This is a genomic window from Amycolatopsis sp. NPDC058340 (assembly GCF_042723975.1).
GTDB lineage: Bacteria > Actinomycetota > Actinomycetes > Mycobacteriales > Pseudonocardiaceae > Amycolatopsis.
This window is the reverse complement of the sequence record NZ_JBHXIB010000006.1, coordinates 1-17,306: the sequence shown is the minus strand read 5'-3', so window position 1 is coordinate 17,306 and position 17,306 is coordinate 1. Positions and strand designations below refer to the sequence as shown.

Here is a 17,306-nt window from a genome sequence, read left to right as displayed (position 1 = left end):
GGCTGGTTCGTTGCCGGGAAACGGCAATTGTCCTGACGGCGGGGTCGGTTTCGTGAGTTGGCCGTTCAGGCTGTGTTGCCGGGAAATGGCGACCAGCTCAATTGACCACTCCGCTCCGTGGCCGGAGAACGGCGACGGGTTCAGGCACACGGCAGTGCCGTCCGGGCGGTCCGCGCCTCGGTGGGCTGGTTCGTTGCCGGGAAACGGCAATTGTCCTGACAGTGGCGGCCGCGCGAGGTCGGTTTCGCGAGTCAACTGCCCAGGCTGTTGCCGGGAATCGGCGACGCGGTCACCCGAACTCGCCTTGACTGTTCGGCCGGTTGCCGGAGAACGGCGACGGGTCCAGGCACACGGCAGTGCTGTCCGGGCGGTCCGCGCCTCCGTGGGCTGGTTCGTTGCCGGGAAACGGCAATCGTCCTGACGGTGGCGGCCGTGTGAGGAGGTTTCGCGAGTCAGCCGCCCAGGCTGTTGCCGGAAAACGGCGACCAGCTCGTCACCTCTTCGGCCGGCGTGACGCGGTCCCAGCTGTGCAGCAGGAACAGGTCGACGTGGCCGGTGCCCAGCCGCCGCAACGATGGTTCGAGTGCCGGATCAGATGCTTGCGTCCGTTGCCGAAGTGCCGAGCGCGATCCGGCTGGCGCGCGGTGGAATTCAGAGGCGGCCGGGGTCGGTCGCCAGTGCGGTGAGGGTCTGGAGCGGGTCTTCGGTCAACCGCCGGGTCGAGTGGTCGAGCAGGCCCCAGACCGATTCGATCCGTGCGGCGAGGACGCCGTCGGAGCGCAGGAAGCGCTGGCGGACACGCCAGGTCTTCCCGGCGCCGAAGTCGGGTTCGACGGAGACCGTGATCTCGTCACCGTAACGGATTTCGTTGAGGTAGTTGATCCGCGCTTCCAACAGGACAGGGCCGAATTCGCCCTGCACGAAAGCGACTCCGGCACGCCGCAGATAGGCGACCCTGGCCCGATCCGCCCAGTCGTGATAGGCGATCGCGGTGACGTGGCCGTTGAAGTCGGTTTCGGCCCGGCGCGGTGTCAAGGTCAGCGTGAAGGCAGCCATCTCAGTGGTGTCCACTGTGGACGGGAACGACGAAGTTCACCGTCTTCTCGTCGAGGATCTTGTGCGTCGGATCGGCGAGACCGATCCACACCTTGTGCGGTCCCGCCGGCAGCGACTGGATGATCAGCGGTTCTCCGCTGCCGTCCGCCCAGTGCCACGCCGCGTCGTCGACGGTCACGTGGATGTGGCCGATCCGCGGCGACACGTCCAGGGCGGCCGGGCCGTAGACCGGGACGATCCGGAGGTTTTCCGCCCGGTATCGCAGGACGACCAGGCCCATCGCGAGCTGATCGGGCAAAGGCGCGTCGACGACCAGCGCCGGCGGAGGCTGCGACGGCAGCGGCACCACGGGAGCGGGCGACCACGCGGCGGCCGCGGCCGGGGGAGCGGGCGCCGCCGGAGCGGGCGGGGAGGCGCTGCAGGCGGCGGTGAGCAGAACGGCGGCGGTGAGGGCGAGCTTCCCAAGTGCGGGCATGAACTCAAGCTAGGACGGCCGAGGGGGCCTCGGCGCCCGTCGGATGACGTCATCGGTGTACGTCACCGTGACACTTTCCGGTGATCACCAGGTGAAGACGCGTGGACCGGGGAATACCCCGGATATCCAGCAAGGGAGAGAACCATGAAGTCCCGTATCGCCGCATTGGCCGCCTCGGTCACGTTCCTGGTCGCCGCGAGCGCTTCGCCCGCCGTCGCCGACCCGGTGCCCGGCAGCCCGAACCGGTTCTACGCGTCGTGCGCCGTCGATCTGCTGGGTGTCCCGGTGGGATGCCTGGAAACCGACGAAGTGCACGCGACGCATATCTGTCAGTACGTGCTGACGGCGTTCGGGGTCGGCCTGGACTGCATCCAGCGCTGAGCAGGGCACCGCTCAGGTGCCGAGCCAGCCGGGATTGGCCGCGGCCCACTCGGGGAGGCGATGCCGGATCACGGCCAGCTCGGTGATCGCGTGCACCAGTCCACTTCGGACAGCCGGGACGTCGATCGGTGAATCGTCGTGCCACAGCAGGAGATGCCGCGTCCTCAGCGGCACACCCCGCAGTGCCACCACCGGGCCGGGCATCGAGGCACCGGAATCGAGTGACTGGGCGGGTGCCACCGCGCGGGGATCGCGCCGGACGGCCTGCCGCAGCACCGTCGGGTCCAGCTTCCGCACGGTGATCGAGCCGAGCCCGGCCCGGACGCACTGATCGGTCAGGTGGTCGTGGAACGCGTCGTCCCCGTCCGCCACCACGAGCCAGGATGACCCGCCGAGGTCCGCGAGGGGCACCTCGCCGCGTCCGGCGACGGGATGGTCGGGCGACACGATCAGGAAAACCGGCTCAGTCCCGACGGGAAGCAGGTGGACGCCTTCGGGCGGCTCGATCTCCTGCCCGGGATGATCCGCGTACAGCGCCAATTCCACCGTGCCGTCGAGAAGTGCGGAGAACAGCGCGGTCCGGCCGGTCACCGGCAGCAGTTCGACCGGACGGCCGGGGGCCGCCGCGGCGACCACACCGCTCAACGTCTCGGCGAAGACCGTCGGGAGCGCGCCGATCCGGAGCGGCCCTTCGGAGGGCGCGGTGTGGAACCGGCGGATCGCCAGTTCGAGGTCGTCCGCGGCGGCCAGTACGCGTCGCGCGTGGTTCAGCAGTACTTCGCCCAGCGCGGTGGGACGCACACCGCCCCGGTCGCGTTCGAACACCGTCCGTTCCAGTGCCCGCTCGACCCGGTGGAGCTGGGCGCTCAGCGCGGGCTGGGAGAGCCCGAGCGCGGTCGCGGCCTTCGCGATGCTGCCTGCCGACGCGATCGCGTCGAGGAGACGCAGCTGCCGGACATCGATTTCCGCCGGCCAGGTATGGCCGTCCCCGGGACCGATCAGGGGGCTGATCACAGGTCGTCCTCGCTGATGATCGTGCGGAGTTTGTGCAGGGCGCGATGCTGGGCGACCCGGACCAGGCCGGGGCTCACCCGCAGGACCGCCCCCGTTTCGGGCGCCGTCATCCCCACCGTGATCCGCAACCGGAGGATCTCCTGCTGCATCCCGGGAAGGGTGCTCATCAGCCGCGTCAACCGGTCGTGGCCGTCGGCGGCGAGGGCGAGGCGCTCGGGTTCGTCGGTCTCGGGTGTCGCGCGTTCGGGCGGATCGGGCGTGGGTTCCGATCTGTCCCGGGCTCGCCGCCGGAAGGCAGCGGCGACCTTCCGGGCGGCGATCCCGAGAACGGTGGTGAGGAAGGAGCCGCCGGCGGTCCTCGCGGTGGGCAGGGCGGTGAGCACGGCGAGGCAGGTTTCCTGCGCGACGTCCTCCGCGGCGATCTCCCGCGCGTCCGTTCCGTCCATCCGGCTCCGGCAGTAGTCGGCGACCACCGGCTGGACGATGCTCATCAGCTCGTTCGTCGCCGCGGGGTCACCGCGGCGGGCGCGGGGGACGAGGGATTCGAGCTCCGCCGCCCGCGCGCCGTCGTGAAGGGGAGGGGCCGCCCCCGGCGAGGTCGGGTCGCCGGGGGCGGTCCAGGTCAGGCGAGTTCCCAAAGCGCGGGCACGTTCGGCGGTTCCCAGCCGGGCATGGAGGTGTGCGGCTGGATGACCCGGTAGTTGCTGCCGCCGTAGGTGGCGGTCGCGCCGGAGCCGTAGTACGTGTACGGCGCCCAGGTGCCGCCCGGCGGGTTCGACGTCGTCGGGCTGGTCGGGGTGGTGGGCGTGGTGGTGGTGCTGGACGGCGGGTTCCCGCTGACCGTCAGGCGCAGGTTGTAGACGCTCAGGATCTCCGAGACCGGCTGGAAGTAGATGGTGCCGCCGGAGGTGCAGTTGCCGGAGCCACCGGAGGTGACGCCCTGCGCCTGGTCGCCGGTGAGCCACGAACCACCGGAGTCGCCGGGCTCGGCGCAGGCGTTGGTCCGGGTCAGGCCGGTGATGGTGCCCTCGGGGTAGGTGACCGAGGTGTTCTTCTGCAGGATGGTGCCGCAGCGCCAGCCGGTGGTGGAGCCGGAGCGGCACACCGACGAGTTGACCGGCGCCTCGGTCGAACCGGCGACCGGCACGGTGCCGGGGTAGCGGTTCACCAGCGGGCGCGGGGTGTTGCCCGCGTCGGCGCGGACCCAGGCGTAGTCGTTGCCGGGGAAGCTGGAACCGGCGACGGTCCCGCTCGGGTTCGAGGTGCGGGTGCCGGTGGTGCCGCAGTGGCCGGCGGTGACGAAGCCGCCCTCGACCGCGAAACCGATGGAGCAGCGGCCCGAGCCGAAGGTGTAGGCGTTGCCGCCGATGATGTCGATCAGCGGACGCGGCTGTTCGGTGCTGGCCTCGACACGGAACAGACCGGCAGGCACGCCGGCCGCGGTCGCCCAGGACTTCGCGGCGGCTTCGCCACCGGCGTTGGCGAGGACGACGATCGAGTTGGTGGTGACGTCGGTGTACCAGCCGGGCACGGTCTTCGGTGCCTGGGTGGACTTGGCGTCCAGGCGCAGCTTCGCCGCGTCGAGGTCGGCGGCGCTGCGGGCGACGGTCTTCGGGGTCGCGCCCGCGGCGCGCACCAGGTCGCCCACGGCGGCGTCGGTGACCGCCACGGTCAGCGTGGTCCCGCTGCCGTCCAGCCACGATCCGGCGTACGACGTGCCGAGTTGCTTCTTCAGCGTGGTGTCGGCGACCGCGGCGCGCTGTTCGCTCGCGAGCCGGATTCTTGCCTGTTCGGGGCTGATCTTCAGATCGCGGGCCATCGCGGCCAGCATTTCGGACTGGGCCTGGTCGCCGACGGTGGCTTGCTGACCGGCGCTCGCGCTGGGGGTGAGGGCGATGGCGGTGACCAAGCCTGCCCCGGTTATGGCCGCGGCAGCCGCGGCTAAGATCTTTCTGTTCATTTCAACGCTTTCCTCGAAACGGGCGGGGGAGGGGGATTCGTTCCCGACCGTACGAGGCGCATCACTCGACTGGTACATACCATTTGGGTCATATCGCCCGGCCGTGACGCGGGGCGATATGGCGGTGTTCCGTGCTGATCCAGCCGGTGAATCCATTGCTGTGCAACGGTTCTGTCGTTTTCACGAGAAGTGGTGCGCGGCCGCGCGAGCTGGTCCGTCGCGGTGTCCACTGTCGTCAATACCGTACTTTTGACGGGTAGGGCAAAGACTTCTCACAACGTGAGGAAGTGCCCGTCGTGCCGGAGGGGGCGCCGGCACGACGGACACGGGTGTGTGTGAGACCTCAGCGGGCGGTGCAGCGGTAGCTCGAAGCCACCGCGGGATCACCGTGGCCGCGGTACCGCGAAACCTGCGGATACGGGCAGAGATCGCGCGTCTTCCCACCGTTCGCGGCGGGCAGGGTCGCCGGTGCCTTGCCGTGCTCGACCCAGTCGACGAGCGCGCCCAGCGCGTTCGTCGGTGCGGCGCCCGCGCCGCGGCCGCAGTGCGCGACACCCGGCGCGAGGAACAGCCGGTAGAAGTCGTTCACCCGCTTCGAGCCGCCCAGCTCACGCTCCACCTCGTGGCGGTACCGCAGCGTGCCGCCCGGCGGGATCAGCTGGTCGTCGGTGCCGACGAAGGTGATCAGCTTGCCGCCCGCGCGGCGGAAGTCCGACAGATCCGGGTCCGAGGTCCCGATGACGTCGTCGTATTCCCGCACCGACTGGCGGAACAGGTCGGCGAACTGGCGGTAGGTGAGCTTCTCGGTGTCGAACGCGGGCTGCTTCTTCAGGAACGTCCGCACCCAGCCCGTGGCCACGGGGAAGCCGGGAGCCGTCGTCACCGGGCCGAAATCCGCTCCCTTGGGCAGGCCTGCCCAGAGCCGTCGTCCGTGCTCGTCGGTCGGCCCGGCCCAGATCTTGCGCACGACCTCGGCGTCCGCCGCGGTGACGGTGACCTGCTTGTCGCCGCAGAGCACCTTCGTGCCGATGAGCGACCGCGGATCGTAACCGCATTCGTCCGGCCGGTCGACGATGCCGTTCGTGACCCCGTCCCGGCCGTCGCAGGCCTTGATCGCGGCCTGCTGGAACGCGGTGAAGACGCACGTCGCCGGGAAGGTCTTCTCCTGGTTCATCACGACCCGCGGCCAGAGCGTCGCGACCGCGAACTCCGCCCAGTGCACGGCGGGCGCGTTCGCGAGGACGCCGTCGAAGTCACCCGGATACCGCTGCGCCTCCGAGTAGCCCTGGCGGCCGCCGGTCGAGCAGCCGTTCCAGTACGAGTAGGTGACTTCCCGCTGGTAGAATTTCTGCGTCACGTCCTTCCCGACGAGGGCGGCCTCGTGCACGGACCGGGTCGCGAAGTTCGTCACGAGCGGCTTGTCGATCTCGCCCTGGGGCGTGAGTGCCCACGAGGTGTCGAGGAAGGTCAACGGGACGCCGGCGTCGGTCGTCACGCCGCTGAAGCCGTCCTTGACCGCCTGGACGAGCGGGGCGCCGAAGTCGCCGGCGGTGTACGCGCTGCCGCCGACCGCCTGAAGCCTGCCGGTCCACCCGGTCTGAGGCAGGGTGACGGCCACCTTGACGTGATCGCCCGCCTTGCCGTGGGTCAGGGTGACGGTGATCTCGCAGTACGCGGGCACGTCGGTGATCGTGGCGGGCGGCGTGAACTGGGTGGGCGGGAACGTGACGGTGCCGCCGGGCTTCTGCTCCGCCTGAACGGACTCGATCCGCGCCCCGTCGGGCGCCGCCACGGGGACCGCCGCACACGACGTCGCAGCGGTGGCGGCGGGCGCCGTCTGGGTGACCGAGGTCAGCACCAGCGGCAGCAGGGCGGCCAACGGTGCGGCCGCCAGGAACAACTTCTTGCGTCTCATCACTTTCCTTCGGGGATTCAGTCGAACGAACAGCCGGGGTTGGGCACGTCGACGGCCAGTGCCTGGCCCGCGGGCACCCGGTAGAGCACCTCGAGCACGACCGGCTCGGTCCCGAGGTTGCGTCCGATGTGGACGTAACCGGGGCCGCTCTCCTCGGTGATCGCCTGCCCGGCGTGGTAGACGCCGTCGCTCGCACAGGTCGCGTCGTGGTGGCTCAGGACGCCACGTTCGACCACGCCGCGTACCGGGCCGGGGTGGAAGTGCCAGCCGGTGCTGCCGCCGGGCGCCAGCGTGATCTCTTTCAGCACGTACTGGGTGCCGCCGACCACGTGGTCGAAGAGCGTCACGGCGCTGACACCGCGGCCGGGGGTGGCGTTCGCGGTCGCGGGGGCGAGCCCGGCGGCCGAACCGGTGAGCGCGAGGGCGAGGATGAGCCGGGAAACATGGTGCACGCGACCGAAGCTAGGCCGATCGTGTTGACACGCCGTCTACATCCTGTGGACGCCGCCGGGGAGTCCTAACCGGACCGTTTGGGTATCGTCGGACGGGCGGCCGCCCACGGCCGAGGGGAGGAATGCCGCACCATGCCGCTTTTCGGACGGGAAGCCGAGCTGAAGGACCTGAGCGAGCTCGTCGACGGTCCCGCCGCGGGCTGCGGCGGCGTGCTCATCCGGGGCGAACCGGGCGTCGGGAAGTCCGCTCTCGTCGCGGAGGCCGTGGCCGCGGCGGCGCTCGGGGGCCTGCGGGTGCTGCGGGCGACCGGCGTCGAAGCCGAACGCAACTTCGCGTACGCCGCGCTGCACCAGCTGCTCCATCCGGTCCGTGCGGGCGCCGACGCGTTGCCCGCGCCACAGCGATCCGCGCTCTGGGCGGCGCTCGGGCTGGCCGAAGGGGCGGAGCCGAACGCGTACCAGGTCGGTCTCGCCGCGCTGAGCCTGCTTTCGGAGGAGGCGGCGGCCAGACCGCTGCTGATCGTCGCCGAAGACGTCCAGTGGATGGACCGCGAGAGCGCCGACGTGCTCGCGTTCGTGGCCAGGCGGATCGAGACGGAACCGATCGTCTTGATCGCGACCCTGCGGGACGGGGAGCCATCACCGCTGCGCGACGCGGGACTGTCCTCAATGGATCTGGGACGCCTTCCCGAAGAGGTCGCGGCCGAGCTGCTCGACTCCGTCGCCCCCGGGATCACATGGTCGGTCCGGTCCCGGATCCTCGCCGAGGCCGACGGCAATCCGCTGGCATTGACCGAGCTGCCGTCGGCGGTGACCGGCACCTCGGATCCCGTGCTGCCGCTGACCGAACGGCTGGAGCGCACGTTCGGCGCCCGGTTCACCGCCCTGCCGGAACCGGCTCGCACGACGTTGCTGGTCGCCGCACTGAACGAGACCGGCTCGCTCACCGAGACCCTCGCGGCGGCGGCCACACTGCTGGGCGAAGACGTCGAGCCGTCGGTGCTGAGGCCTGCCGCCGAAGCCCGGCTGATCGATCTCGAAGCCAGGACGGTGTCGTTCCGGCATCCGTTGATGCGCTCGGCTATTCCCGCTTCGGTGCCGATCGAGGAACGGCGACGTGTGCACTTGAGCCTCGCCGAAACCTTCCGTGCACAGCCCGATCGCCGTGCCTGGCATCAGGCGGCCGCCGCGACCGGCGCCGACGAAAACGTGGCATGGGACCTGGAGAACGCCGCGGAGCGTTCCCGACACCGCGGTGGTGTGGCGGCCGCCGTCGCCGCGCTGGAGCAGGCGGCCCTGCTGAGCCTCGATCCGGAGCGAAGGGCGGACCGGTTCCTGCGCGCGGCCGAGCTCGCCGTGGAATCCGGTGGCCGGGATACGGCGGAGCGGCTCGTCCGGGACGCACGCGCGGGAGAGCTCACGCCACGGCAACGAGCGACGGCGAGCTGGCTGCTCAGCGGGTTCGAGGACGGCGCCCGCGAGGATCCCTCACGGATCACGGAACTGGCGCGGCTGGCCGAGTCGGTCGCGGAGGACGGGCACCCGGATCCGGCGATGCGTGTGCTGTGGGGTGCGGCCATGCGGTGTTTCTGGGCCGAACCCGGTGCGGACACACGGCGGACGCTGCTGGCCGTCGCGGATCGTCTCCCGGTGGAGGACTCGGACCCGCGGCTGGTCGCCGTCGCCGCCTATGTGGCGCCGTTCGAACGGGCCGAGGCCGTGCTCGGTGAGCTGCGCGGACTCGCCGCCGCCACCGGTGCCGATCCCGAGGTCGACCGCTTTCTCGGCAGCGCGGCACTGCAGGTCGGCGCGGTCGATCTGGCCGCCCGGTTCTCCGCGGCCGCCGCCCCGGGGCTGCGGGCGCAAGGCAGGCTCGGGCTGCTGCCGCGCGCGTTGGCGGTCCAGGCGTGGAGCAGGGTCCGGCTCGGCGACCTAGCCGGGGCGGTGCCCGCCGCGGCGGAGGCGGCCGAATTCGCCAAGGAGTCCGGGCAGCCGTTCATGTACGGGTTCGCCACCGCGGTCCAGGCCGAGATCGCCGCGCTGCGGGGCGAGCACAAACAGGCCAAGACGCTGGCGGACGAGGCCGAGCGGACCGCGCTCGCCGCCGGTGCCCGGCCGGTGTTGGCGACCGTGCGGCTCGCCAGAGGGATCGCCGCGTCGAGCGAGGGCCGCTTCGACGACGCGTTCGCCGACCTGCGGCGGCTCTTCGACCCCGCCGATCCCGCCTACCAGCTGGCGCTGCGGGTCTACTTCGTCGCGGAACTGACCGAGGTCGCGGTCCGGGCGGGACAGGTCGAGGCCCTGCGCGAGATCGTCGCGGAGATGGAGCGGCTCGCCGTGACGACCCCGGCGCCCGCCTTGCACATCGGCCTGCGTTACGCCCGCGCCGTGCTCGAACCGAGCGACGAGCTGTTCGAGACCGCGCTGGCGGCGGAGCTGGACGGCTGGCCCGCCGAACGCGGGCGGCTGCACCTGGCCTACGGCGAATGGCTGCGGCGGCAACGGCGAGCCGTGGACTCGCGGGCGCACCTGCGCACCGCGCGGGAGACATTCGACGCGCTCGGCATGACCGCCTGGGCCGAGCGGGCGCGCCGTGAACTGCGGAGCGCGGGGGAGTCGAGCCCCAACCGCGGCCCCGACGCGCGGGAGAAGCTGACCCCGCACGAGCTGAGCATCGTGCAATTGGCCGCCGACGGCCTGACGAACCGGGAGATCGGGCAGCGGCTCTACCTCTCGCACCGGACGGTCGGCACGCATCTGCACCGGATCTTCCCGAAGGTCGGGGTGAGTTCGCGGGCGGAGCTCAAGGGAGTGCTGGGGCTCGTGAGTGGCAAGGACGGTTAGAACCGTCCTTGCCACTCACGAGGCGTGACGCCTCACGCGACGGTGGCGTCCAGCGTGACCTCGACGTTCCCCCGCGTCGCCTTGGAGTACGGGCACACCTGGTGCGCGCCCTGGACCAGTTCGTCGGCGGTGGCCTGGTCGATACCGGAGGCCTCCAGGTGCAGTGCGGCGCTCAGGTGGAACTTGCCCGCGTCGGTGTCGTGGTGCAGGGTCACCTCGGCGACGACCGCGAGGTCTTCGAGCTTCACCTTCTTGACGCCCGCGACGCGGCGGACGGCGCCGACGAAGCAGGACGCCCAGCCGGCGGCGAACAGTTGCTCGGGGTTCGTGCCGTCACCGGAGCCACCGAAGGCCTTCGGGACGGCGAGGCCGACGTCGAGCACGCCGTCGTCGGAGGTCGCGCGGCCACCGTTGCGGCCTTCCGCGGTCGAAGTGGCGACGGCGGTGTACGTGGTTTCAGACATGCCGCAACCGTAGGAATCCGCCTCCGGCCTCGGCGACCGTCGGATGACGTCATTCGTGTACGTCACCGGTGGGCGACGTACGCCGACGACGTCGTCCGACGGTCGCCGCCGCGGGCGGGGCCCGCCTACCTTTCCGCGCATGTCCCTTCTGCCGCAGGAAGTCCGGTACCGCTTCACCGTGCTCGGCCCGCCGGGATTCACCAGCGGCGGCACCCGGCTGGACCTCGGCTCGCCGCAGCAGCAGGCCGTCCTGATGCTGCTGCTCGCCAACGCGGGCAGCTTCGTCCGGACCGGCGAGCTGATCGACGGACTCTGGGGCGAGCGGGCGCCCGCGACCGGCGAGGCCGTCATCCGGACCTACATCTCCCGTCTCCGGCGGCTGCTCTCCTTGCAGGGATTGGGGTCCGCGATCGTTTCGCGGTCCGGCGGCTACCGGCTGGACCCGGATCGCTTCGAGGTGGACGCGGTCGAATTCGCCGGGCTGATCGAGAGCGCGCGTCAGGCGCACACCGTGGAGACGGCAGCGAAGCTGCTGGAACGGGCGCTCGGACTGTGGACCGGAACGGCCCTGGCCGGTGTCCCCGGTGAGGCGGCCGAACACGAGCGCACGCGCCTGGAGCGGCTGAAGCTGACCGCCACCCAGGAGCTGCTTCGGCTGCGCCTCGAACTCGGGGAACACGACGAGGTGATGGCCGAAGTGCCCGCCCTGATCGAGCGCAACCGGCTCGAGGAACCGCTGTACGAGATCTATCTCCTCGCCCTCCATCGCGGTGGGCGCCGCGCCGAGGCGCTGGAGCTCTACCGCTCGATCCACGACCTGTTCGACGAAGAACTCGGAGTCCGGCCGGGGCCGAAACTGCGGGCACTGCACGAAAAGGTGCTTCGTGCCGAGGACGAGCGAACGCCCGCGCTCCGCGCACCGGACCCGCTGTTCGTCGGACGTGAACGCGAACGCGCGGAATTCCGCCGGCAGCTCGCGAGAGGTGGGGTGCTGTTCCTCACCGGACCGCCCGGTATCGGGAAGTCGACCCTGCTGCGGAAGTTCGCCGACGACGCGGCGGCCATGGGCAAACCCGTGCGGCTCTTCGACGGGCTCGCCGATCCGGCGGAGGTCATGCGCCGCCTGCCCGGAGACGTCACGGTCGTGATCGCGGGCCGGAGCGGCCCGGACGCCACGCTGCTGGTCGATCCGGCGTGGTCGGGGCTGATCACGATCCGGAAGCTCGAAGCCTTGAGCGACAACGAATCCGCGGCGCTGCTCGAAGCACGCGGCGTCGGCCCGGACCTTCGTGAGTCCATTGTGGACTTCGCGGCGGGCAATCCGTTCGCCCTCTCCCTGGCCGCCGAAGTCAGCAGGTCACCACGAGCGGACGCGACACGCTACGTGGTCGACACCGTGTACGCGCACCTGGCCGGTGATCCGCCGACGGAGGCGCATCGCTGGGCGTTGTACGTGTGTGCGCAAGCGGACCACACCACCGAAGACCTCCTCCGGTCCGTGCTGCCGGGAGGACGCTCGTCGGAGCTGTTCGACTGGCTCCGCGACCACCCCTGCGTCGAGGCCGCCACCCATGGCCTCGTCCTCGGCGGTGTGCTCCGCGAGGTGCTCGACAGGCACCTCGCTTGGCGTGACCCGGCCGGCCGCGCACGGATACGCGGCCGGATCAGCCGGGTCACGACCGGCCGGTGATCAGGTGAGCAGCCACACCGCCGTATCCGTCGGGAGCTCACCGTCGACCGGGCCACTGGCCATGAGCACCTCGCGATGCGGCGGCAGCGGCACGGGCCGGTCCGAGAAGTTCAGCACGAAGGCGAAACCCGGCTCCCGGGTGAACGCGAGCACACCTTCGCCCAGCTCCAGCCACTCCAGGTCGCCGGGGCCGAGCGCGGGAAGTTCGTCGCGCAGGCGAAGACCGGAGCGGTAGAGGCGGAGCATCGACGCCGGCTCGGTCGCCTGCGCCTCCGCCGTGCTGGAACGCCATTCCTCGGGCTGGGGTAGCCACGTCCCCCCGGTGCCGAAGCCGAACGGCGGCGCGTCACCGGACCAGGGGAGCGGGACACGACAGCCGTCACGGCCGGGGTCGGCGCCGTTCGTCCGGGCCCACACCGGATCCTGACGGAGTTCGCCGGGAATGTCCTCGATCTCCCACAGGCCGAGCTCTTCCCCTTGGTACACATAGAGGCCACCGGGCAGCGCCATGGTCAGCAACGCCGCCGCCCGCGCCCGGCGCGTCCCGAGTTCGCGGTCCACCGGGGTGCCGTGCAGCCGGTCCGCGAACGCGAACCCGGTGTCGCCCTCGCGGCCGTACCGGGTCACGTGGCGGGTGACGTCGTGGTTCGACAGCACCCAGGCCGCGGGCGCGCCGACCTCCTCGTGCGCCGCCAGCGTGCGCTGGATGACATCTCTGAACCGGGCGAAATCCCAGGGACACACCAGGAAATCGAAGTTGAACGCCGCGTGCAGCTCGTCGCGGCGCAGGTACCGCGCGGCCCGCGACATGTCCGGCAGCCACATCTCGCCGACCAGTACCCGGTCACCCGGGTAGCTGTCGGCGATCTTGCGCCACGACCGGTAGATCTCGTGCAGCCCTTCCTGATCGGAGAACGGCGTCTCGTCGCCGGGATCGACGTCGGGCAGCCGAGGGTCCTTCACCAGCCCGTCGGCGACGTCGATGCGGAAACCGTCGACCCCGCGGTCGAACCAGAACCGCAGCACGTCCTCGAAATCGGCGCGGATCTCCTGGTTGTCCCAGTTGAAGTCCGGCTGGCGCGAGCTGTACAGGTGCAGGTACCACTCGCCGTCCGGGACCCGCGTCCAGGCGGAGCCGCCGAAGCGCGACTTCCAGTTGTTCGGCGGCTCGGCGCCGTCCGGCCCGCGGCCAGGCCGGAACCAGAACCGTTGCCGCTCCGGCGATCCCGGCGCCGCCGCGAGCGCTTCGGCGAACCAGCGGTGTTCGTCGGAGCAGTGGTTCGGCACGATGTCGATGATCACGCGGATCCCCTTGGCGTGGGCCGCGGCGATCAGGTCCTCCGCTTCGGCCAGCGTGCCGAAGAGCGGGTCGATCTCCCGGAAATCGGCGACGTCGTAGCCGCCGTCGTCCATCGGCGACGGATACCACGGGGTGAACCAGATCGCGTCGATCCCCAGTTCGGCCAGGTAGTCCAGCCGCGCGCGGACGCCGGCGAGATCGCCGACGCCGTCACCGTTCCCGTCCGCGAAACTGCGGAGGTAGACCTGGTAGATCGCCGCGCTCCGCCACCATCCGGCGGACAGCCCTGATGCGGTCACGAAAATGCCCTCCCAATCGTTTGTGGAAACCCCGAATGCGGCGAGAGTCAGCCTTTGAGACTGCCGGCGGTGAGCCCGGCGAGGATATGGCGCTGGAACGCCAGGAACAGCGCCACCATCGGCAGGCTGGCCAGCACCATGCCCGCGACGAGCACGTTCAGCGGCATGTCGATGGCGACGCGTTGCAGCATCACCGACAGCGTCTGCTTTTCGGTGTCCGGGAACACCAGCAGCGGCCAGATGAAGTCCTTCCACGCGGCCACCACCGCGAGGATCGAGACCACGGCCAGGATCGGCCGCGAGATCGGCAGGATGATGCGCCACAGGGTGCGCACCGGCCCCGCGCCGTCGAGCCGGGCGGCCTCGATCAACTCGTCCGGGATCTGGTCGAAGAACCGTTTCAGCAGGTAGATGTTGAACGCGTTCGCGGCGGCCGGCAGCCAGACCGCCGCCGGTGAGTTGATCAGGTTGATGTCCAGCAGCGGCAGGTCGGTGATCGTCACGTAGGTCGGCACGAGCAGGGCCGCGGCGGGGAGCATCAACGTCGCGAGCATCAGCCCGAGCACGACGTTGCCGAACTTCGGCCGCAGCTTCGACAACGCGAACGCCGCGGGGACGTCGATGGCCAGCTGGGCCAGCCAGGCGCCCCCGGCGACGACGACGGTGTTGAGGAAGTACTTGCCGAGACTCAGCTGGTCCCACGCGTCGGCGAAGGTCTCCGGATGCCACTCGTTCGGGATGAACGTCGCCGGGGTCTGCGCCAGTTCCTGCGGTGACTTCATCGCGCCGGTCACCGCCCAGTACAGCGGGAACAGGAACGCGATGACGAACAGGAGCAGCGTGCAGGCGAAGATCACGGCGTACCCGATCTTGCCGCCGGGGCTGCGAAGCGTGCTGGGGGAGACGAGCGTCCTCATGACTCATCCGCCTTCCGGGTCAGGCGCACGTACAACGCGGAGAACACCCCGAGCGCGACGAACAGCAGCAGGCTCAACGCGCTGGCCGAGCCGAAGTCGTTGTAGACGAAGGCATAGCGGTACAGCAGCAGGAGGACGGTGACGGTGGAGTCGTCCGGTCCGCCGCCGGTCATCACGTACGGCTCGGTGAACACCTGCATGGTCGCGACCACCTGCAGCAGCAGGAGCACCAGCAGCACGAACCTCGTCTGCGGCAGGGTGACGTGGATCAGGCGTTTCCACAGCCCCGCGCCGTCGAGTTCCGCGGCTTCGTAGAGTTCGCCGGGGATGGTGCCGAGCGCGGCGAGATAGATCAGCGTGGTGCTGCCCATGTTCGCCCACGTCGACACGAACACCAGCGACAGCATCGACGTGTCGCTCGAGTCCAGCCACTGGCCGCCGGACAGGCCGACGGCGCCGAGCGCGGAGTTGAACAGGCCGGCGCCCGGGTCGTAGAACCACTTCCACATCAGGGCGGTGACCACCGGGGGCAGCATCACCGGCAGGTAGACCGCGAGCCGGAAGAACGCCTTGGCTTGCCGCAGTTCGTTGAGCAGCACCGCGGTCAGGAACGGCACCACGAACCCGAAGACCAGCGCGAGCCCGGTGAACAACAGCGTGTTGCGCCAGGCGATGCCGAACAGCGGGTCTTCGAACAGGCGGGTGAAGTTGTCGAACCCGACCCAGGCGGGCGGGTTGACGAAGTCGACCTGCTGGAAGCTCAGCAGCACCCCGCGCACGATCGGATACCACGAGAACAGGGCGAACACCACGAGCGCGGCGCACAACAGGCCGTACGCGGTGACGTTCTCCTTGAGCTTGCGGCGCAACCGGTTCCGGCGGCGTTCGGCCGCCGAGGCGACCGGCCGACCGGCCCGCGACGACGCTGTCGCGGGCCAGTCGAGGACGCTACTTGACCTGGGCGAGGACACTGTTGACCTTCGACTCGGCCGACGACAGCTGCTGGTCGATATTCGCGTTCCGATCGGTGAGCACCGCCTGCATCACACTGTCGAGAATGGCGTAGACCTGCTGCGCGTTCGGCGGTTCGATGCTGCCCTTGATCCGCGAACTGGCGTCCACATAGGACTGGTAGTTCTCGGCGGGAACGTTGGCGTGCTTGGCCTTGATCGCGAGCTGCTGATCGCGGACGGCGCCCTGCCAGACGTCCGGGGTCGGCTCGGCCGGCAGCCCGACCGGCTGCTTGCCGTCGACGTACTGCTGGACGTGCTTCTCGAAGCGTTCCGGGTTGAGGTACTTCCAGCGGACCCATTCCAGGCCCGCCTTGATCTTCTCCGGCGAGGCCTTGGGGTTGATCATGTAGCCCTCGCCGCCGAGCAGCGTGCCCTGCCCGCCCGGCATCCCCGCGACGCCGTAGTCCTCGTACTTGCCGTTGAACTGCTTGACGAGCACCGGGACGTTGTCCGGGGCGGCCATGTACATGCCGAGCTGGCCCGCGCCCATCATGCGCTGGACGTCCTGTGCTTCGAGCAACTGCTTGCTGCCCATGGTGTCGTCTTCCCAGCGCATGGCGCGCAACTGGTTCAGGGCGGCCTTGGCCTTCTCGTTGTTGAAGGCGGCGACCCATTTGTCGCCGTCCTTGCGCGCGACCTCGCTGCCCATCGAGTAGAGCCAGGCGGTCAGATGCCAGCCGCCCTGGTTGTTCTTGCTGTAGTCGGCGTATCCGACGGTGCCGTTGCCCAGCGCGGCGATCTTCTTCGCGGCCGCGCGGACCTCGTCCCAGGTCTGCGGCGGTTTGTTCGGGTCGAGCCCGGCCTTCTGGAACAGCGGGCGGCTGTAGACCAGGCCCATGCTGTAGTTCATCGTCGGCAGGCCGTAGAGCTTGCCGTCGGCGTCCCGGAAGTTGTCCAGTAATTCCGGTTTGATGTCGCCGAAGTTCTTCAGGCCCTTGGCCGCTTCGGTGATGTCGGCGGCCTGGCGGCGCGCGATGATCTGCGCCGGATCGGTGAAGTAGACGTAGTAGACGTCTTCGAGCTGCCCGCCGGCGAGTTTGGCGGAGAACGTCTTCGGGTCCATGAACCCTTCGTGCGGCTCGATGTCGATGTCCGGGTGGCTCTCCTCGAACTCCTTGACGTCGGCGTCGAACACACCGCGTTCGAACGGCTGGCTGGTCGGGGGCTGACCGGTGACGGTGATCTTGACCTTGCCCCCGGCGCTCTCGCCGGAATCGGCACCGCAGGCGGCCGCCCCCAGGGTGAGTCCACCCGCAAGGAACAGGCAGAACATCCGGCGGCGCACGGTGGGGGACCAAGTGCTGCTCATCTTCAAGCCTCATCTCGGGATCGCGACGGCTGTCACGTGATTGCGGTCACTCTAAAGTGAAGCCCCGGATTAACGCAATAACTGGATGAGAACTTGCAACTTTTCGACAGTGCCCCTCTGTTGGGCGCCCAAGCGCGGGTATGGGCCCAAACCGCGGCGGGGCCCCGGGGGTGGGGGCGTGACCCGGGTGACCGCAACATTTTGGTGTTATCCGAAA

General features: G+C 70.0%; 16 protein-coding genes. 3 read left to right on the top strand and 13 right to left on the bottom strand.

Annotated elements, in window-relative coordinates:
- From ACFWIW_RS09955 to ACFWIW_RS09945, 3 genes are all read right to left on the bottom strand, one after another.
- Nucleotides 1-255 (bottom strand): hypothetical protein (locus ACFWIW_RS09955; protein ID WP_378368072.1); only part of this gene is annotated, 255 nt, incomplete at its 3' end.
- A gap of 396 nt (nucleotides 256-651) precedes the next feature.
- Nucleotides 652-1,056: an acyl-CoA thioesterase gene (locus ACFWIW_RS09950; RefSeq protein ID WP_378368071.1), complete on the bottom strand. Its 405-nt coding sequence runs from the start codon at nucleotides 1,054-1,056 to the stop codon at nucleotides 652-654.
- A 1-nt stretch (nucleotide 1,057) separates the two neighbouring features.
- Complete coding sequence (locus ACFWIW_RS09945; RefSeq protein WP_378368070.1) at nucleotides 1,058-1,531, bottom strand: DUF6130 family protein; 474 nt, start codon at nucleotides 1,529-1,531, stop codon at nucleotides 1,058-1,060.
- Nucleotides 1,532-1,675: 144 nt separating this feature from the next.
- Between ACFWIW_RS09945 and ACFWIW_RS09940 the strand changes: the two genes are divergently transcribed.
- Nucleotides 1,676-1,912 (top strand): hypothetical protein, encoded by a 237-nt coding sequence (locus tag ACFWIW_RS09940; protein WP_378368069.1) that lies wholly within the window; start codon nucleotides 1,676-1,678, stop codon nucleotides 1,910-1,912.
- Between the two features lie 12 nt (nucleotides 1,913-1,924).
- Here ACFWIW_RS09940 and ACFWIW_RS09935 read toward each other — a convergent pair whose 3' ends face one another.
- From ACFWIW_RS09935 to ACFWIW_RS09915, 5 genes are all read right to left on the bottom strand, one after another.
- Nucleotides 1,925-2,926, bottom strand: coding sequence for a LysR family transcriptional regulator (locus ACFWIW_RS09935; RefSeq protein ID WP_378368068.1), 1,002 nt, complete (start codon nucleotides 2,924-2,926; stop codon nucleotides 1,925-1,927).
- Nucleotides 2,923-3,564 carry a sigma-70 family RNA polymerase sigma factor gene (locus tag ACFWIW_RS09930; RefSeq protein WP_378368067.1) on the bottom strand — a complete coding sequence of 214 codons (642 nt, stop codon included), beginning with the start codon at nucleotides 3,562-3,564 and terminating at the stop codon, nucleotides 2,923-2,925. The genes ACFWIW_RS09935 and ACFWIW_RS09930 overlap by 4 nt, the downstream gene beginning before the upstream one ends.
- On the bottom strand, nucleotides 3,549-4,886 hold the full coding sequence (locus tag ACFWIW_RS09925; protein ID WP_378368066.1) for an alpha-lytic protease prodomain-containing protein: 1,338 nt from the start codon (nucleotides 4,884-4,886) through the stop codon (nucleotides 3,549-3,551). The genes ACFWIW_RS09930 and ACFWIW_RS09925 overlap by 16 nt, the downstream gene beginning before the upstream one ends.
- Before the next feature lie 343 nt (nucleotides 4,887-5,229).
- Nucleotides 5,230-6,801: a tannase/feruloyl esterase family alpha/beta hydrolase gene (locus tag ACFWIW_RS09920; protein WP_378368065.1), complete on the bottom strand. Its 1,572-nt coding sequence runs from the start codon at nucleotides 6,799-6,801 to the stop codon at nucleotides 5,230-5,232.
- A 17-nt stretch (nucleotides 6,802-6,818) separates the two neighbouring features.
- Nucleotides 6,819-7,253, bottom strand: a complete 435-nt coding sequence (locus ACFWIW_RS09915; RefSeq protein WP_378368064.1) for a cupin — start codon at nucleotides 7,251-7,253, stop codon at nucleotides 6,819-6,821.
- A 132-nt stretch (nucleotides 7,254-7,385) separates the two neighbouring features.
- Here ACFWIW_RS09915 and ACFWIW_RS09910 point away from each other — a divergent pair, with 132 nt between their 5' ends.
- Complete coding sequence (locus ACFWIW_RS09910; protein WP_378368063.1) at nucleotides 7,386-10,097, top strand: AAA family ATPase; 2,712 nt, start codon at nucleotides 7,386-7,388, stop codon at nucleotides 10,095-10,097.
- Nucleotides 10,098-10,129: 32 nt separating this feature from the next.
- On the opposite strand, the gene ACFWIW_RS09905 is transcribed toward ACFWIW_RS09910, so the two are convergent.
- Nucleotides 10,130-10,561, bottom strand: coding sequence for an organic hydroperoxide resistance protein (locus tag ACFWIW_RS09905; RefSeq protein ID WP_378368062.1), 432 nt, complete (start codon nucleotides 10,559-10,561; stop codon nucleotides 10,130-10,132).
- A gap of 139 nt (nucleotides 10,562-10,700) precedes the next feature.
- Between ACFWIW_RS09905 and ACFWIW_RS09900 the strand changes: the two genes are divergently transcribed.
- Complete coding sequence (locus ACFWIW_RS09900) at nucleotides 10,701-12,251, top strand: BTAD domain-containing putative transcriptional regulator (protein ID WP_378368061.1); 1,551 nt, start codon at nucleotides 10,701-10,703, stop codon at nucleotides 12,249-12,251.
- Here ACFWIW_RS09900 and ACFWIW_RS09895 read toward each other — a convergent pair whose 3' ends face one another.
- Genes ACFWIW_RS09895 through ACFWIW_RS09880 form a run of 4 tightly spaced genes read right to left on the bottom strand, consistent with a single transcriptional unit; the run spans nucleotide 12,252 to nucleotide 17,089 of the window.
- Complete coding sequence (locus ACFWIW_RS09895; RefSeq protein ID WP_378368060.1) at nucleotides 12,252-13,850, bottom strand: alpha-amylase family glycosyl hydrolase; 1,599 nt, start codon at nucleotides 13,848-13,850, stop codon at nucleotides 12,252-12,254.
- A 47-nt stretch (nucleotides 13,851-13,897) separates the two neighbouring features.
- Nucleotides 13,898-14,767 carry a carbohydrate ABC transporter permease gene (locus ACFWIW_RS09890; protein WP_378368059.1) on the bottom strand — a complete coding sequence of 290 codons (870 nt, stop codon included), beginning with the start codon at nucleotides 14,765-14,767 and terminating at the stop codon, nucleotides 13,898-13,900.
- The gene (locus ACFWIW_RS09885) at nucleotides 14,764-15,738 is read right to left on the bottom strand and encodes a carbohydrate ABC transporter permease (protein ID WP_378368058.1); all 975 of its coding nucleotides are present in this window, start codon (nucleotides 15,736-15,738) and stop codon (nucleotides 14,764-14,766) included. Before ACFWIW_RS09885 ends, ACFWIW_RS09890 begins: the two co-directional genes overlap by 4 nt.
- Nucleotides 15,716-17,089, bottom strand: coding sequence for an ABC transporter substrate-binding protein (locus ACFWIW_RS09880; protein WP_378368057.1), 1,374 nt, complete (start codon nucleotides 17,087-17,089; stop codon nucleotides 15,716-15,718). The genes ACFWIW_RS09885 and ACFWIW_RS09880 overlap by 23 nt, the downstream gene beginning before the upstream one ends.
- Nucleotides 17,090-17,306 lie beyond the last annotated feature (217 nt).

Excerpts from the sequence above, each read along its gene's own strand:
- ACFWIW_RS09950 (WP_378368071.1), bottom strand. The coding sequence starts at position 1,056 with ATGGCTGCCTTCACGCTGACCTTGACACCGCGCCGGGCCGAAACCGAC.
- ACFWIW_RS09945 (WP_378368070.1), bottom strand. The coding sequence starts at position 1,531 with ATGCCCGCACTTGGGAAGCTCGCCCTCACCGCCGCCGTTCTGCTCACC.
- ACFWIW_RS09940 (WP_378368069.1), top strand. The coding sequence starts at position 1,676 with ATGAAGTCCCGTATCGCCGCATTGGCCGCCTCGGTCACGTTCCTGGTC.
- ACFWIW_RS09925 (WP_378368066.1), bottom strand. The coding sequence starts at position 4,886 with ATGAACAGAAAGATCTTAGCCGCGGCTGCCGCGGCCATAACCGGGGCA.
- ACFWIW_RS09920 (WP_378368065.1), bottom strand. The coding sequence starts at position 6,801 with ATGAGACGCAAGAAGTTGTTCCTGGCGGCCGCACCGTTGGCCGCCCTG.
- ACFWIW_RS09910 (WP_378368063.1), top strand. The coding sequence starts at position 7,386 with ATGCCGCTTTTCGGACGGGAAGCCGAGCTGAAGGACCTGAGCGAGCTC.
- ACFWIW_RS09905 (WP_378368062.1), bottom strand. The coding sequence starts at position 10,561 with ATGTCTGAAACCACGTACACCGCCGTCGCCACTTCGACCGCGGAAGGC.
- ACFWIW_RS09900 (WP_378368061.1), top strand. The coding sequence starts at position 10,701 with ATGTCCCTTCTGCCGCAGGAAGTCCGGTACCGCTTCACCGTGCTCGGC.
- ACFWIW_RS09890 (WP_378368059.1), bottom strand. The coding sequence starts at position 14,767 with ATGAGGACGCTCGTCTCCCCCAGCACGCTTCGCAGCCCCGGCGGCAAG.
- ACFWIW_RS09880 (WP_378368057.1), bottom strand. The coding sequence starts at position 17,089 with ATGAGCAGCACTTGGTCCCCCACCGTGCGCCGCCGGATGTTCTGCCTG.